13 protein-coding genes and 1 tRNA gene are annotated in these 14,175 nt (G+C 57.4%); 6 read left to right on the top strand and 8 right to left on the bottom strand.

What is annotated here, in order from left to right; translation table 11 throughout:
* Positions 1–35 precede the first annotated feature (35 nt).
* Together hisF and OS189_RS08465 are read left to right on the top strand one after the other, a co-directional pair.
* A complete protein-coding gene (gene hisF, locus OS189_RS08460; protein WP_267166860.1) occupies positions 36–797 on the top strand; it encodes an imidazole glycerol phosphate synthase subunit HisF in 762 nt (253 codons plus the stop codon).
* Positions 794–1,099, top strand: a complete 306-nt coding sequence (locus OS189_RS08465; RefSeq protein ID WP_267166861.1) for a phosphoribosyl-ATP diphosphatase — start codon at positions 794–796, stop codon at positions 1,097–1,099. Before hisF ends, OS189_RS08465 begins: the two co-directional genes overlap by 4 nt.
* A 76-nt stretch (positions 1,100–1,175) precedes the next feature.
* Here the strand turns inward: OS189_RS08465 and OS189_RS08470 are convergent, their stop codons facing one another.
* The 3 genes from OS189_RS08470 to rlmB all read right to left on the bottom strand — a co-directional run bounded on the left by OS189_RS08470 (position 1,176) and on the right by rlmB (position 2,948).
* Entirely contained in the window at positions 1,176–1,643 is a 468-nt protein-coding gene (locus tag OS189_RS08470; RefSeq protein WP_267166862.1) for a CoA-binding protein, read from the bottom strand.
* A gap of 211 nt (positions 1,644–1,854) precedes the next feature.
* A complete protein-coding gene (locus OS189_RS08475; protein ID WP_267166863.1) occupies positions 1,855–2,052 on the bottom strand; it encodes a hypothetical protein in 198 nt (65 codons plus the stop codon).
* 119 nt (positions 2,053–2,171) lie between these two features.
* Positions 2,172–2,948 (bottom strand): 23S rRNA (guanosine(2251)-2'-O)-methyltransferase RlmB, encoded by a 777-nt coding sequence (gene rlmB, locus OS189_RS08480; RefSeq protein WP_267166864.1) that lies wholly within the window; start codon positions 2,946–2,948, stop codon positions 2,172–2,174.
* A 186-nt stretch (positions 2,949–3,134) separates the two neighbouring features.
* Between rlmB and OS189_RS08485 the strand changes: the two genes are divergently transcribed.
* Positions 3,135–3,218 (top strand) — tRNA-Tyr (locus OS189_RS08485).
* Positions 3,219–3,341: 123 nt separating this feature from the next.
* Here the strand turns inward: OS189_RS08485 and OS189_RS08490 are convergent.
* The 4 genes from OS189_RS08490 to OS189_RS08505 all read right to left on the bottom strand — a co-directional run bounded on the left by OS189_RS08490 (position 3,342) and on the right by OS189_RS08505 (position 7,790).
* Positions 3,342–4,496, bottom strand: coding sequence for an aromatic ring-hydroxylating oxygenase subunit alpha (locus OS189_RS08490; RefSeq protein WP_267166865.1), 1,155 nt, complete (start codon positions 4,494–4,496; stop codon positions 3,342–3,344).
* Positions 4,497–4,500: 4 nt separating this feature from the next.
* The gene (locus OS189_RS08495; protein WP_267166866.1) at positions 4,501–5,478 is read right to left on the bottom strand and encodes an NAD(P)H-dependent flavin oxidoreductase; all 978 of its coding nucleotides are present in this window, start codon (positions 5,476–5,478) and stop codon (positions 4,501–4,503) included.
* Positions 5,479–5,500: 22 nt separating this feature from the next.
* Positions 5,501–6,958, bottom strand: a complete 1,458-nt coding sequence (locus OS189_RS08500) for a class I adenylate-forming enzyme family protein (protein WP_267166867.1) — start codon at positions 6,956–6,958, stop codon at positions 5,501–5,503.
* Between the two features lie 256 nt (positions 6,959–7,214).
* A complete protein-coding gene (locus OS189_RS08505; protein ID WP_267166868.1) occupies positions 7,215–7,790 on the bottom strand; it encodes a hypothetical protein in 576 nt (191 codons plus the stop codon).
* Positions 7,791–7,906: 116 nt separating this feature from the next.
* On the opposite strand from OS189_RS08505, the gene OS189_RS08510 reads away from it, so the two are divergent.
* Entirely contained in the window at positions 7,907–8,911 is a 1,005-nt protein-coding gene (locus OS189_RS08510; RefSeq protein WP_267166869.1) for a GT-B fold glycosyltransferase domain-containing protein, read from the top strand.
* A 77-nt stretch (positions 8,912–8,988) separates the two neighbouring features.
* Here the strand turns inward: OS189_RS08510 and OS189_RS08515 are convergent, their stop codons facing one another.
* Positions 8,989–9,597 (bottom strand): hypothetical protein, encoded by a 609-nt coding sequence (locus tag OS189_RS08515; RefSeq protein ID WP_267166870.1) that lies wholly within the window; start codon positions 9,595–9,597, stop codon positions 8,989–8,991.
* 255 nt (positions 9,598–9,852) lie between these two features.
* Between OS189_RS08515 and OS189_RS08520 the strand changes: the two genes are divergently transcribed.
* Positions 9,853–11,133, top strand: a complete 1,281-nt coding sequence (locus OS189_RS08520) for an O-acetylhomoserine aminocarboxypropyltransferase/cysteine synthase family protein (RefSeq protein WP_267166871.1) — start codon at positions 9,853–9,855, stop codon at positions 11,131–11,133.
* Positions 11,134–11,285: 152 nt separating this feature from the next.
* Entirely contained in the window at positions 11,286–14,144 is a 2,859-nt protein-coding gene (locus tag OS189_RS08525) for a hypothetical protein (RefSeq protein WP_267166872.1), read from the top strand.
* The last annotated feature ends 31 nt before the right edge of the window (positions 14,145–14,175 follow it).

Genomic DNA, 14,175 nt, shown 5'->3' on the forward strand with positions numbered 1-14,175 from the left:
CTTGCCCCGAACAGCCGCCCAAGGTACACACCGCCATGCTCAAAACCCGCATCATCCCCTGCCTAGATGTCGCCGATGGCCGTGTGGTCAAAGGCGTAAATTTCGTCGGACTGCGTGATGCCGGTGATCCGGTAGATGCCGCTATCGCATATGATGCCGCAGGCGCTGACGAGCTGTGTTTCCTCGACATTCATGCCACGCACGAAAACCGTGGCACGATGTTTGATCTGGTCCGCCGCACCGCTGAACATTGCTATATCCCACTGACGGTCGGCGGTGGCGTTCGCACGCCTGCCGATGTGCGCGCCCTGCTGCTCGCCGGCGCGGACAAGGTCAGCTTTAATTCCGCCGCCGTTGCCAACCCCGATGTTGTGGCCGAAGCCGCCGATCAGTTCGGCAGCCAATGCATCGTTGCCGCCATTGACGCAAAAACCGTCGCACCGGGAAAATGGGAGATTTTCACCCATGGCGGACGCAAGCCCACAGGCATCGACGCAGTTGAATTCGCCATAACCATGATGGAGAAAGGCGCCGGTGAAATCCTGCTCACCTCAATGGACCGTGACGGCACCAAACAAGGTTTCAATCTCCCCCTGACCCGCGCCATCTCTGACGCTGTCAGTATGCCCGTGATTGCATCGGGCGGCGTTGGAAATCTGGATCACCTCGTTGACGGCGTCAAAAAAGGCGGTGCATCTGCTGTGCTTGCCGCCTCCATTTTCCACTTCGGGGAATTCACGATCCAGCAGGCCAAACAACACATGGCCGATGCCGGTATCCCGATGAGGCTGACATGACACTGGATGATCTTTACGCAACGATTCTTGAAAGAAAATCAGCCGATCCAGCTTCAAGCTGGACCGCGCAACTGCTGGCCAAAGGCCCGGAAAAATGCGCCGAGAAATTCGGCGAAGAAGCGATCGAAGCCATCATCGAAGCTGTGAAAGACAACAAGTCTGCTCTCACAAGCGAGGCCGCAGATGTTCTATATCACCTTCTGGTTATGCTTGCCGCACGCGATGTCCCTCTCAACGATGTCATGGAAACACTGGCAAAACGCCAATCCACTTCCGGAATCGTGGAAAAAGCATCCCGCTGACCCCTCTTCATTTTCTTATAGAATAACTGCACGCGGGTGCACCGCACACCACGGCACTTAAAATACGTAAACCAAGCTAGAGCTTGCTGGAAATGACACCAGTCGCAAACCCGCCCATGCGCAATTCTCCGAACAAACGCTGATATTCGATTTTGGGGCAGCGATTTTGCACCACATCAACACCGCGCGCCAGCGCGACTTCGGCAGCGGTTTCATTTTGCACCCCGATCTGCATCCAGATCGTCTGCAAGTCGGGAAACTGCGCCAGCGCCTCATTAACAATCTCCGGAACAGCTTCGGAGCGGCGAAAGATATCTACCGTATCAACCGGTTCGGCTATGTCGGACAACGCACCGACAACCTGTACCCCGAAAAGGGATTGTCCGACCAGTTTCGGGTTCACCGGCACCACCGTAATCCCGCGCAGTGACAGATAGCGCGCTACAAAATAGCTCGCCCGGACAGGATTGTCGGACACGCCAACAACCGCGACCCGCTCCATCCGGCTCAATATCTTCTTCAAATAAGAATCTGTGTATGTCATCTGCCCACCCTACCGCGCCTTAGCTCACAAAAAAACCTCCCGGACGAAACCGGGAGGCTGAGAGTTGGAACAGGGACAAATCACGGATCGGGTGTTCCACTTCGATCCGGCTGGTATAGAGATAGGAACTGCGCAGACGAATTAAAGAGCAACCAAATCCCGTCAGAACAGAACCGTCTAGAATAGGCAGGAAACTGCCGAAGTCGGCGCCCTAGTCAAAGATATCCTCAACCAGATCAAATGCTTCCTCGGCAAATTTTCGAAACAGGCTTTTACGTTTTTTGGCCGGTTTTGCCGGTTTGGCGTATCGCTTCTTTTGTTTCTTATGACGCCTCGGCGCGGCAGGCTGGTGGGTTACCGCGGCCTTTTCGACAGACGCGGCAACGGGAAGCGATTTAAGTTTGTTCAAAGGTGCGCCGCACGCGCTGCAGGAAAGTGTATGATGACGGTTATCAAGGCGCAGCAACGCCCGAGTACCGCAATGACAGCAGGTTGCGATTTTCGATGGATGGGCGATGGTTCTTCTCTCTATTTGTGGTCCCGCGTTGCATATAGGCCGATTGCGGCAGCATTTGAGACGTTCAGCGACCCAAATCCGCCCCCTGCGTCAATCCGCACCAGCATATCAACCGTTTCGCGGGTTTTTTCGCGCAATCCCGGCCCTTCGGCCCCCAGCACCAGCGCCACCGCACGATCGCGCTTGCCCTCAACGGCGGTTTCAATGGTCGTTTCGGCGTCTCCATCCAGACCCAGCACCAGATACCCCATGCCCTGCAATTCGCGGATACCATCGGCCAGATTGCGGATGCGCAGATAGGGCTGCCGCTCCAGCGCGCCGGACGCGGTTTTTGCCAAGGCCCCAGTTTCGGGCGCCGAGTGGTGGCGCGTCCCGATCACCGCAGACGCGCCCAGCACCTCGGCAGATCGCAGGATCGCGCCGACGTTATGCGGATCAGTCACACGGTCCAGCATGATCACACGCGGAGCCTGCGCACCGATACAGACGTCGGCCATCCGCCCCCAATCCAGCGGCTTGACCTCCAGCACGGCGCCCTGATGCACCGATCCCTGATCAATCGGCGGGCGAAACTTGCGTGGATCAACAACTTCGGGGGTGATGCCACTGGCGGCAACAGCGTCTTCCAGCTTGGCCAGCGCATTGGGGGTCACCATCATGTTCAACTTCTGGCGCGCAGGATTCATCAACGCGTCACGCACCGCATGCAGGCCAAACAGCCAGAGCGTTTCGCGCGCTTCTTCTTTTTTGCCCTGCTCTTTTTCGATAACCCACTTAGGTTTCTTCATCGTTCTACCCCTGACATTGCGCCCGTATTGCCCCCTCTAACCGTTTGTGGGCGACACGCCAAGCCTGTGCCGCACGGCGCTGCGCCTTCCACAAGAACATCGCTGCAAAAATGGCTGCAAAATCATCCCCGTTCCGCAGTTTAGAGGTTGACGCCCCCATGACCCACAGGTAATCACCGCGCCAGTGGGCGACAGGCCGCAAGGTGTGGCAGGGGACTGTAACTCCCTCGCGGAGACGCACGCCTGGTTCGATTCCAGGGTCGCCCACCACTTTTCAAACAATCTTGCTGTGATAACGACTGGTGCATTTGCCCCAAGCTCTCGACGCTAGGCATCCCCGTGTTGCAAGGCCCCGGAGTACTTTGCTCGGGGGCCTGTAACAGTCGGCGGGTTTTAAGCTGTCAGGCGGCCCGCAAGCGCATCCTGAATCGCTTTGGTGCCCAGATGCAGACCGATTTCATAGCGTCCGAATAGAAACTCTGTATTCGCACCTGTGTTGAGACCTTTCTGGATGTTCTCACCGATGACAAAATCTTCGTTAAAGACGGTGCGGATCACATCGTAGTTTTTCTCCCAATAGCGCTCGGCTTTTTCCGTTTCCGGCGATTCAGGGATCAGCATCATGCATTTGAAGATGCAAGTATCAACGCCCGTCGGGATGATCGTGTGAATATAGACATGATCGGTCATCACCTGCACGTAATTGCAGGGAAAGATATAGTTTTGCGTCATGAAATACGGGCGATGCACCCAATCTTGGGGTGCTTTATCCTTAAGTTCGACGACCTTCGGCAGCGGTACAGAGTGACGCACATGCGGGTATTTGTTCGTCCACACAGATTGGTTGTCCAGATAGGCGGAGCAAGCAGTATTCTCATGCGCACCGCAGAAATGGTAGCTCTCCTGAAAGCCCTCGAGAGCGAGGTGCCAGTTCATCTCCCGATCCAGCGACCAAGTGCGAAATACGGTGTGGTTGTCCAGCCCGAGTGACGTGAGTTGCTCTTCCATCGGCGCGATCCAGGCATCAAAATCAAGCGGCTCGTCCCCCGCCGACGGGCGCACCCAGATGAGGCCGAAGCGCTCGAACGCGGGCAGTTCGACCAAACCAAGCGCCTTTTTGTCGATATCACCAAAGCCCGCCGCCTGAGGCAACCCGCGCAGGTTTCCGTTCAGGTCATAGGTCCATTTATGATATGGACATGAAAAAGTTTTGGACTTGCCGCACTCGCTATCCGTTAGCCGCGCACCGCGGTGACGACAAACGTTCATAAACGCCTTCACAACCCCGTCGTTATTGCGGGTGACCAGGATCGGAACACCCAACTCGTCGTTGGTGAAATATGAGGCCGGCTCCGGCAACTGCTCACTATGGCCCATGATGATAGGGAACTTGCGAAACAGTGTTTCGACCTCGCGTGCGAGAACCTCGGGATCGGTATAGGTTGTGACCGGATTGCGCATCAGTTCAGGCTGCATGTCGGTGGTGCCGTCGTCGCAATGTTGCAGAATGGATTTGATGATGTCTGATTCTTCGGTGCTGATGGTCATTGTCTTACACTCCGTCTTGTAGGGTTTTGCGGCGTAGATAGCGGCTGCCTTGGCTTTCCTCGACAACAGCCTGCTCGTACTGCGACAGCAGGGTTGCCACAGCCTCCGCAATGGTTTCTGGCTTGGCTATAGTGCCCACGCCCTGTCCTGCGCTCCAGACGTGCTTCCATGCCTTTGCACCATCGTGCATATCCTCGGAAAAGTCGATCGCGGCGGCGCCTTGCATATCCTCGAGTGATAGACCCGCAGCGTCGATACTAGCGCGCATCCAGTTGCCCAAAGCACCTGTTATCGCACGTGACGTCACGAGGTCTTCCATCGTGCTTTGCCATACCATCTCGCGATACGCCTGACTGATCATGGTTTCTTCGGTTGCCAGAAACCGTGTGCCCAAATATGCAAAATCTGCGCCCAGATTTTCCACCGCACGAATGGCGCGGCCTGTCCCAATGCCACCCCCAACAATAAGCGGCCCGTCAAAAAAAGTACGCACCTCGTCGATAAACGGCAGCATGGCATATTCGCCCGTGTGCCCGCCCGCTCCCGCACAGACCAGAACCAGGCCATCCGCGCCCTTTTCCAGCGCTTTGCGGGCGAATTTCGGCGAGGTTACGTCAGCAAAGACCTGCCCTCCATAGGCATGTACCTGCTCTGTTACACGGTGTGGCCCGCCCAGCGCGGTGATCACCAGATCGGGCTGGAATTCTTCAACAAGAGCAATTTCTTCGTCAAAACGGCCATAACTGGAATGGGTGATCATGTTCATCGCCCAAGGCGCATCATTCGGCCCCAGACCAGTTGTTATCTCACTCAGCCAAGCGCGCAAGTCCTGACTGGTGCGTGCGTTGGGGCCGGGAAACGAGCCCATCACCCCCGCCTTGCAAGCGGCGATCACAGTTTGCGGATTCGACACCAGAAACATTGGCGCGGCGATGGCAGGCAGCGCCAAGCCTGATTTGATTTTCTCTATTCTCGGATTCATGTCTGGGTTCCCGGACCTTTTTTTACAGGCTGTTTTGAAGGGCAATACGGTCGACTTTGCCAGCAGGTGTTAATGGCATCTCCTGCAAAATCCTCGCCTCGGCGGGAAGCTTGTAGGCGATCAGATTATCAGCGCAAAACGATGCGATCTCGTCCTCCTCAACGCCAGTGCGCAAAGTCACAAACGCTATCGGCACCTCGCCCTTGCGGTCATCCTTACGCCCGACAACGCAGGCCCCGGACACAGCCGGATGCGTCAAAAGCAATTCTTCGAGTTCACGCGGGAACACATTAAACCCGTTCACAAAGATAACGTTCTTCTTCCGGTCAGTGATGGTCAGGAAACCCTCGTCATCCAGCGTGCCGATATCACCGGTATAGACAAAACCATGCCTTAGCGTGATCGCAGTTTCATCCGCGTTACAGGTGTAGCCTGTCATCATATGCGGACCCTTAACCCTGATCTCGCCTGACTCGCCATTGGGCAGCACGTTGTCGCCTGTTTCAAGATCGACGATTTCGATCACAGTATCAGGAACAGCCTTGCCCGCAGAACCGGGTTCAACGCCATGCGCCTCGGTATTAATCGAGATTGGCGCGATCTCCGTCATGCCGTAGCCTTCAAAAATTGCGAGGCCCGTGGCATCTTTCCAGCGGCGGTGCACATCCATAGGGAAAGGTGCCCCTCCCCCCGGACAAATCCGAAGCTTGGGAAAGCGCGCCCCGGCAAAATTAGGGGAAGACATGACGCCTTGGTAGATCGCAGGCGGGCCGCCGCCGAAGATCGTCACGCCCTCATCCGCAAGCATGTCGACAATCAGGTCCGGCTGAAACCGCTGCGGGATTACCACAGCACCCGCCCGAATGATCGGGTTAGTTAGCCCCATCAGAAACCCGTAAATATGGGTAAAAGGCGCGACCGGCAGCCAGACCTCGTTGTCGCGCGTGCGCCAGCCCCAATCGCCGCGCTCCATGGTAGCAACGATCGCCGCATTGCTGTGGGGAACTTGTTTGGGCAACCCTGTAGTGCCACCGGAAAAGAGGATAGCCGCAACATCACCTGCCGAGCCGGGCGCATTCAGCGTCGCCAAATCAACCGGTTTAATGAGATCGCTCAAGTCAGCGTCCCCCAGTATGCGGGTATTACAACTGTCATGGTCGCGGTCGGACAGGGTTATCGCCGCATCCAGATCACCGAGAAGCTTGGCAAGCGTCGCTTCGGGGTGGCCGTAGTTGATGAGCGCTGGTGTGCCACCCGCAAAAAGGGTCGCGAAATAGGCGATCAGAAAGGCGTTGGAATTAGGCAAAACCAGCGCGACTGTCTTTCCTTGCACTGCGGGGCGCAACTCGTCTGCCAACCCCAGCACAGCACCTGCAGCCTGCGCATAAGTCAGCTGGCCCACCGCACTCTTGCAATAAAGCGCGTCAGGCGCGCTTTGAACGGCAGCAACAAAGGCCGCCGCAACTGTATCAACCTTCATCTTCCAAGCGGGGCGAACATCTTGTGCTGTCAAATTTTTATCTCTCTGCCACGTTCATTGTTACAATTCGCACTAGATACCAAATGAAGGTTCATTAAAATAGTGTGGACATATTTTCGTTAGCTCACCGAAAAAAATCTGGCTTTCTGACTGGCGCGGAACCCCGGTAAAGTAATCACTTGAAGTGAACGGCGGCACCTCACCTACCGTTGCCAATAGTGTTGCGCACCTGCTTCAACCCTAAATTCTAAACCGCTCAGGGTATTAGAACATCACCTCTGGAATAAGTTGCTGTTTCAGCGGTCAGATCGTCATAGACAATTTGCACTCTGATACGCTCTACGCTGCCTTGCGGGTATGTTAGATATGGCAATCCGTCCTGCTCCAAAATGGCGTTGGGGGTCGCGAATTCTGTGTGGCACGCCGGTAATGGCATATCTTGCAATGGTGCGTCATTGATTGCGATCGCCATCGCCCCCAGCCCGCAGCGCCAGCTCCATAAATGCGTGACATAGACCAGATCGTTTTCCCCATATTCACGCACTGCAACCCAATTGGCCTTGGTTGCGGTCAGGATCGGCTTGACCTCCGTCGCGGTTGTAAACTTCCCCTCAGGATTTTGGAGATCGGCCACAAGCGTCTGAGGTATAACCGAAGTGTCGATCTCGGAACTGTAGGGCAATCCCTCCGAAATCACGCCTGCACCGATCTGCACACCGTTCCCGATGACGACACTGCTGGCGGCCGCTGTCTCTCCGGATCCTTCGCTAGTTTGTGGGGATGGATTGCTGGCTGCCGCGATGGCAAGCAGCGCAAAGACAAAATCGAACATATCCAAATACTCCGGTCATGCAGAATGAAAAATGTCTGCTTTCAAAACACCTCCCCCGCCGTATACTGATGCGAAAAAGCGCATTCCGTGGCACGCGGGAGCAATCGGGGTTAAGTATGGCACGCACAGAAGATGCAAAACAATCATTCAACGTGGTTATCGTTGGCCAGCATGGCCGCCTGGCGTACGAAGCGGTGATTTTTGTGGCATCCTTGCGCGCGATGAGCCCCGATTTCAAAGGTCGTGTTCTAGTCGCTGAACCGCAGGCCGGACCATTGTGGAGCAAGGACCCGACCATCCGCAACCAGCCGGTCCGTGATGCACTCACCGACATGGGCGCAGAGATTGTCCCTTTCGAAAACAGGCATTTCGGTGAAAAATATCCATTCGGCAACAAAATCGAAATGCTGCAAGCCCTGCCAGAGGGGGAGCCGTTTGTCTTTTTCGACACAGATACCCTGATCACCGGCGATCTAGCCAGCGTTCCGTTTGATTTCAACCGCCCCAGCGCGTCCCTGCGGCGCGAGGGGACATGGCCCACCCCACAACTTTACGGACCGGGCTATACAGGTCTGTGGAAATCGCTTTACGACAAATTCGGGCTGGATTTCGAGAGCTCGCTCGATCCCGATTACCCTGAGGAATACTGGCGCCATTATCTCTATTTTAACGCCGGATTTTTCTATTATCGCTGCCCGCACGAGTTTGGAAAGCTATTCCTTGAGTATGCGCTTGCCATCCGTGATACCCCACCGGTGGAGCTATGCGCCCAAAGCTTTGACCCGTGGCTGGATCAAGTTGCCCTGCCTTTGGTTATTCACGCGTTGGGGGGCGGACGTGATGCCCTGCCCGAAGGATATCTGGACGGTGCGGTCAGTTGTCACTATCGCCTGCTGCCCCTTCTTTATGCGCGCGAAAACGATCATGTCGTCGCTGTGCTGGAGCATGTGACATCCCCCAATAAAATCAAGAAGGTGCTGAAAACCTACGACCCGATCAAGCGGATGATCTATCAGTCCCGCGGCACCAAAGCGCGCGCCCTGTTTGACCGCAACAACCTGCCCCGCAAAGAACAAGCGATCCGCAACCAACTCAAATCCAACGGATACTGGATGCGCTAACAATGGCGCATTAATAAGATGGGGCCGACCCCCGGCCGGCCCCTCTGTCATCTCTAAGCTGCCTTACCTGATCGTGTTTACGCAGCCGGTTTTTCTAGCAATGTGTAGGTAGCGACAAATGCGTTTGCGGCCTGAGCACGGGCAATCTGGCCGTGTTCATTGCGCTTGCTACGCGCGCCGACGGACTTCTTGATCACACGGCCGATCTGCTGGTTCAATGACACACGCGCGCGCTTTACCTTCGCCTCGTTGCCCTCGCCATCCTCGCCCAATGCAATCTCGTACTGGGCTTTGAAACCAGCGTCTTTGCCTGCTTCATCTACGACAGTCATAATAAAGTGCTCGTCAAACTTGCCAGCTGCATCCAGCTTGGTTGCCAGCGCAACGGCTTGGTCAATGACCTGACGCTTGGCTGCCAGACGGCGCGCAAGCGGCTCATCCGCGGAACCTGCTTCGATTACATGGGTTTCCACGAGTTTCTGCATGTAATGCGTCAGGTTCATGCCCGCAGCTTTAGCTTGCGCATCCATGAATTTGCGAACCGGCAATTCCAGTGAGAAAGTCACCGTGGAAGCCTTTTCGATTTTTTCCAGCTTGCGCGCACGACCGCCCGCTTTTTTCTCTGCCAACCCGGCCTTGTCGGATTTGGCTGCCTTGTCTTTCGTGATTTTTTCTATCTTGGCCATTATTGCCTCCTGTCTCAAATCATACTTGCTATGTATGTTAAACCTTCCGGCCTGTCAACATACATGTAGTGTATGACACCTCACATCACAGGACGACCCGCAAGACCACCCTCCCAATTTTCCAATCTGCGCGGAAACATTTTTCCGCCCTGCGGGCGCACAGGCAAAACCTTTTCCCTACCCGCGCCTGCTCACTTGTCTGTGTCGGGTTGATCCCGTAACGCTACGCGCAACCATCATCCCAAGGAGACATCTATGTCACACGGTTTTGACACGCTGCAAATCCATGCAGGCGCCCGCCCCGACCCATCAACCGGCGCGCGCCAGACACCAATTTACCAGACCACCGCTTATGTGTTCCGCGATGCCGACCACGCGGCGGCGCTGTTCAACCTGCAAGAGGTCGGCTTCATCTACTCCCGCCTGACAAACCCTACCGTCGCCGTTTTGCAGGAACGTATCGCCACGCTTGAAGGCGGTGTTGGTGCTGTGTGCTGCTCGTCCGGACACGCCGCCCAGATTATGGCGCTGTTTCCGCTGATGATGCCGGGGCGCAATATCGTTGCGTCGACCCGTCTATACGGCGGAACGGTCACGCAGTTCAGCCACACGATCAAACGCTTCGGCTGGGAAGTGAAGTTTGTCGACTTTGACGATCTGGATGCTGTCAAAGCGGCGATCGACGATGACACCCGCGCGATCTTCGGGGAAGCAATCGCCAACCCAGGCGGTTATATCATGGATGTGCGCGCCATTGCGGATGTTGCCGATGAGGCACAAATCCCGCTGATCATCGACAACACCACGGCCACGCCCTACCTGTGCCGCCCGATCGATCTGGGCGCGACGCTGGTTGTCCACTCGACCACCAAATACCTTACCGGTAACGGTACGGTGATGGGCGGCTGCGTTGTGGACAGCGGCAACTTCGACTGGTCCGCAACCGACAAGTTCCCATCCCTCAGCGCGCCGGAACCTGCCTACCACGGCCTGAAGTTCCACGAAACGTTCGGCAATCTGGCTTTCACCTTCCACGGTATCGCCATCGGCCTGCGTGATCTGGGAATGACCCTGAACCCGCAAGCGGCGCACTACACGCTGATGGGCACAGAAACGCTGAGCCTTCGGATGGACCGCCATGTGGCGAACGCAGAGAAAATTGCCAAGTGGTTGGAAGCGGATGACCGCATTGAATACGTCACTTACGCGGGCCTCGAATCATCCCCCTATTTCGAGCGCGTGAAAAAGGTCTGCCCCAAGGGCGCTGGCGGCTTGTTCACTTTCGCAGTCAAAGGCGGATACGATGCCTGCGTTAAACTGGTGAATGCGCTTGAGGTGTTCAGCCATGTAGCAAACCTTGGCGATACCCGCTCGCTGATCATCCACTCTGCATCTACCACACACCGCCAGCTGACTGAAGAACAGCAGGAAGCAGCGGGCGCAGGACCCAGTGTGGTACGCGTTTCCATCGGCACCGAAGACCCCGACGACCTGATCGCTGATCTGGATCAGGCGCTGAAACAGGCAACATCCTGACGCTACGGCCTTGGCGCAGCCAATGTGCTGCGCCAAGGCTGCCAAGGCAGTGTGCCGAAATCCGCTTGCGGACCTTTTCTTGCGCGCCTCTGTGCGGTAACCTGTTTTCATACGAAGTTGTTGGTTAACCAGACCCGTGATAGAGGCGGCGCATGAAGCCTAATTTTGCACTATCCCTGTCTTTTGAAGGCATAAAGCTGTTGCACCGCGCGGCAGGTGGCTGGCGTGAGGTGGGCGAGGTTTCGGTCACCTCCGAAGATCTGGCCGGAGAGCTTGCTGTTCTGCGGAAAACCGCTGCAAGCCTCGAACCGGGAGGTGTGCGGTCGAAACTGATCATTCCCGACAGCCAGATTAAATACCTGACAATTGAAACGATCGGTCTGTCAGAAGCTGCACGGCGCAGGGCCGCCGAAAATGCGCTGCACGATGCCACACCCTATGCGGTGTCGGAACTGGCCTATGATATCAGTCTGGATGGCGCCAAAACTCACATCGCGGCGGTGGCGCAGGAAACGCTTGTAGAGGCAGAAGCGTTTGCAACCGAACATCGCTTCCATCCGGTCAGTTTTGTCGCCATGCCCGGTGATGTCCCCTATCTGGGAGAGCCGTTCTTTGGTCCTGCAGCCGGTGCTGCCGATCTGCTTGCACCGGACGAGACTGTAGAGTCTGACGGGATCGCAGTGGTAATTGTAGGGTCCAATTCGCCGGAATCGGAGACAGCGCCGGAACCGGACGTTCAGGAAGAACCGGTGGCGAAGCCCCCCCCTCCGCAGCCCGAGCCGACGCCAAAGCCGGAGCCGGCGGTAGATCAAGCCCCCGCACCCGAGCCGGAACGCCCACAAGCACCAGCACAGCCAGCGCCGCCTCAGGATGCACCTTCGCCAAAACCGGCGACACCGGCACCCGTTGAGCAAAAAACCGCAGATGCGGAGCCGGTCGCCACAGCGGCCCCCTCTGCGGCAAAACCGGAGCGCGAAGCGGAATTGCCGCTGGACTTGCCATCGGTTGAGCCTGCTGAACCAGCCAAAACCAACACTCCGGTGCCAGCAGAAAAACCCGCCACAGCTGCTGCGGATCCTGCCACCGATGCAACGCCTGCGGTGGCCAAACCCGCGCCGTTGAAAGACCCGACGCCGCCAGCCTCAACTACTGCACCACAGCAAAGCCCGGCTCAGGCCGACACGCCCGATTCGGCGCGCGCGCGCGCGATGGCCGCTGCTGCCGCGGTGGTAGCGCCAAGCAAGCCTACAATCGCGACCGCACATAAGAAACCGACCGAACCGGCGCCATCTACCGCAGCACCGACAACAACCTTTTCCAGCAGGCGCGCGCCCGCCGCCGCCCCAGCGGCAACAGGACCTTCGACAGCAAAACCGCTTGGTGGTGCGCAGCGGGCGACGTCCCCCACACCCGCGCCCGACAGCAGCTCTCTCACCCAGCAGCCAGCTGCGATTGCCGACGAAACCACACCGCCCACGTCCAAGATCGCGGGTTTCCTGAGCCGCCGCAAACCGCGCACCGGTGCGGCCGCGCCGTTGCCCGCCCCCACTGCCCGCGTTGCCTCCGCCCATAGCGAAGCCGAGCGGATGACCGTGTTCGGTGCGCGTGCGGAACACGTTGGCGGCAAGCCGCGATTTCTTGGCCTGATCATGACGGTGATCCTTTTGGTGTTCCTTGCCGGTGTTGCCGCGTGGGCTGCTGTATTTCTGGATGAGGGAATTGCAGGTCTGATGCGGGGCGACAAAGGCCGCGCAACAGCATCCGCACCCGAAAATCAGATTGACCCCGAAATCATCCGCACGCCGGATGGACAGGATGAAACTGCGCAAACCACTGGTGACAGCGTTCAGATCGCGGCGCTTGATCCGGTCCTGTCTGCCGAAGACACAGCAGTTCTTGATGCGATGCAAAATCCGCGCCCCGAACCACAACTACCCGTGATTACAGAGCAGGAAGCCGCAGCGCGTTACGCTGTTACGGGCATCTGGCCGCTTGCGCCGGAAACGCCCCTGACGCAGCCGGCCACCGTGTCCGACCCGGTGTATCGCAGCAGCCTTGACGCGGTAAGCACCGCCAACGATGCCCTTGCCCTGCCCGCCCCCGGCGGTTTCGAGACTGATACACAACTGGTTGCAATGGTATCGCCACCACCATTCGGGCAAACTACACAACTGGACGCGGGGGGCCTGATTATCCCCACGCCCGATGGGGTTGTCACACCGGAAGGCTACACGCTGATCGCTGCCAGTCCGCCGCGCAAACCGCCAGACACGCTGACCCGCTTTGCCAACCAGCCCGATGCAGCTATTCCCGCCGCGGCCCCTTCTCCGCTGCTTAAGTTCCGGCCGAAAAACCGCCCCCTCGGTCTTGCCGAACGTTCAGAGCGGGCCCAGCTGGGCGGCGTGACCCGTTCCGAGCTTGCAGCCTACCGCCCCGCATTGCGTCCGCGCTCGATTCAGGACCGTGCGCGGCAAGCGGACGAAGAGGCCGAAAGGGCCAAAGAGGCAGAGGAAGCACGCGCAGCTGCAGCTGCACAAGCCGCCACCGCAGCAGCGGCTGCTGCTCTTGCAGTGCCACAGCCAACAATAGCGGCGAATGCAACCGTTATTCAGAACGCAACCAAATATGCCACATCACAATCCAAACGCCCCGATACACGGCCCCGCAATTTTGCCCGTGTTGTGAAACGCGCCGAACGCGCGCAGCCACAGGAAACAAGGGTTGCCGCGGCAGCCTCCGTAGCCCCGCGCAGTGTTTCACCGAGCATCCCGTCCAAAGCATCGGTTGCGCGCAGCGCCACCGTGAAAAACGCTATTAACCTGCGCAGGGTTAATTTGATTGGCGTTTACGGCAAACCCTCCAGCCGGCGCGCATTGGTTCGTCTGTCCAACGGGCGTTATCAGAAGGTGCGGGTCGGCGACCGGATCGACGGTGGTCGTGTTTCCGCGATAAGCAACTCCGAGTTGCGCTACTCCAAAGGTGGTCGCAACGTCGTCTTGAAGATGCCTTAAAGGCGCCTAAGCGCGGTAACACTCCGACATT

Origin of the sequence: Sulfitobacter sp. F26169L, from assembly GCF_026410285.1 — a bacterium.
In the GTDB taxonomy this organism is placed as follows: Bacteria; Pseudomonadota; Alphaproteobacteria; order Rhodobacterales; family Rhodobacteraceae; genus Sulfitobacter.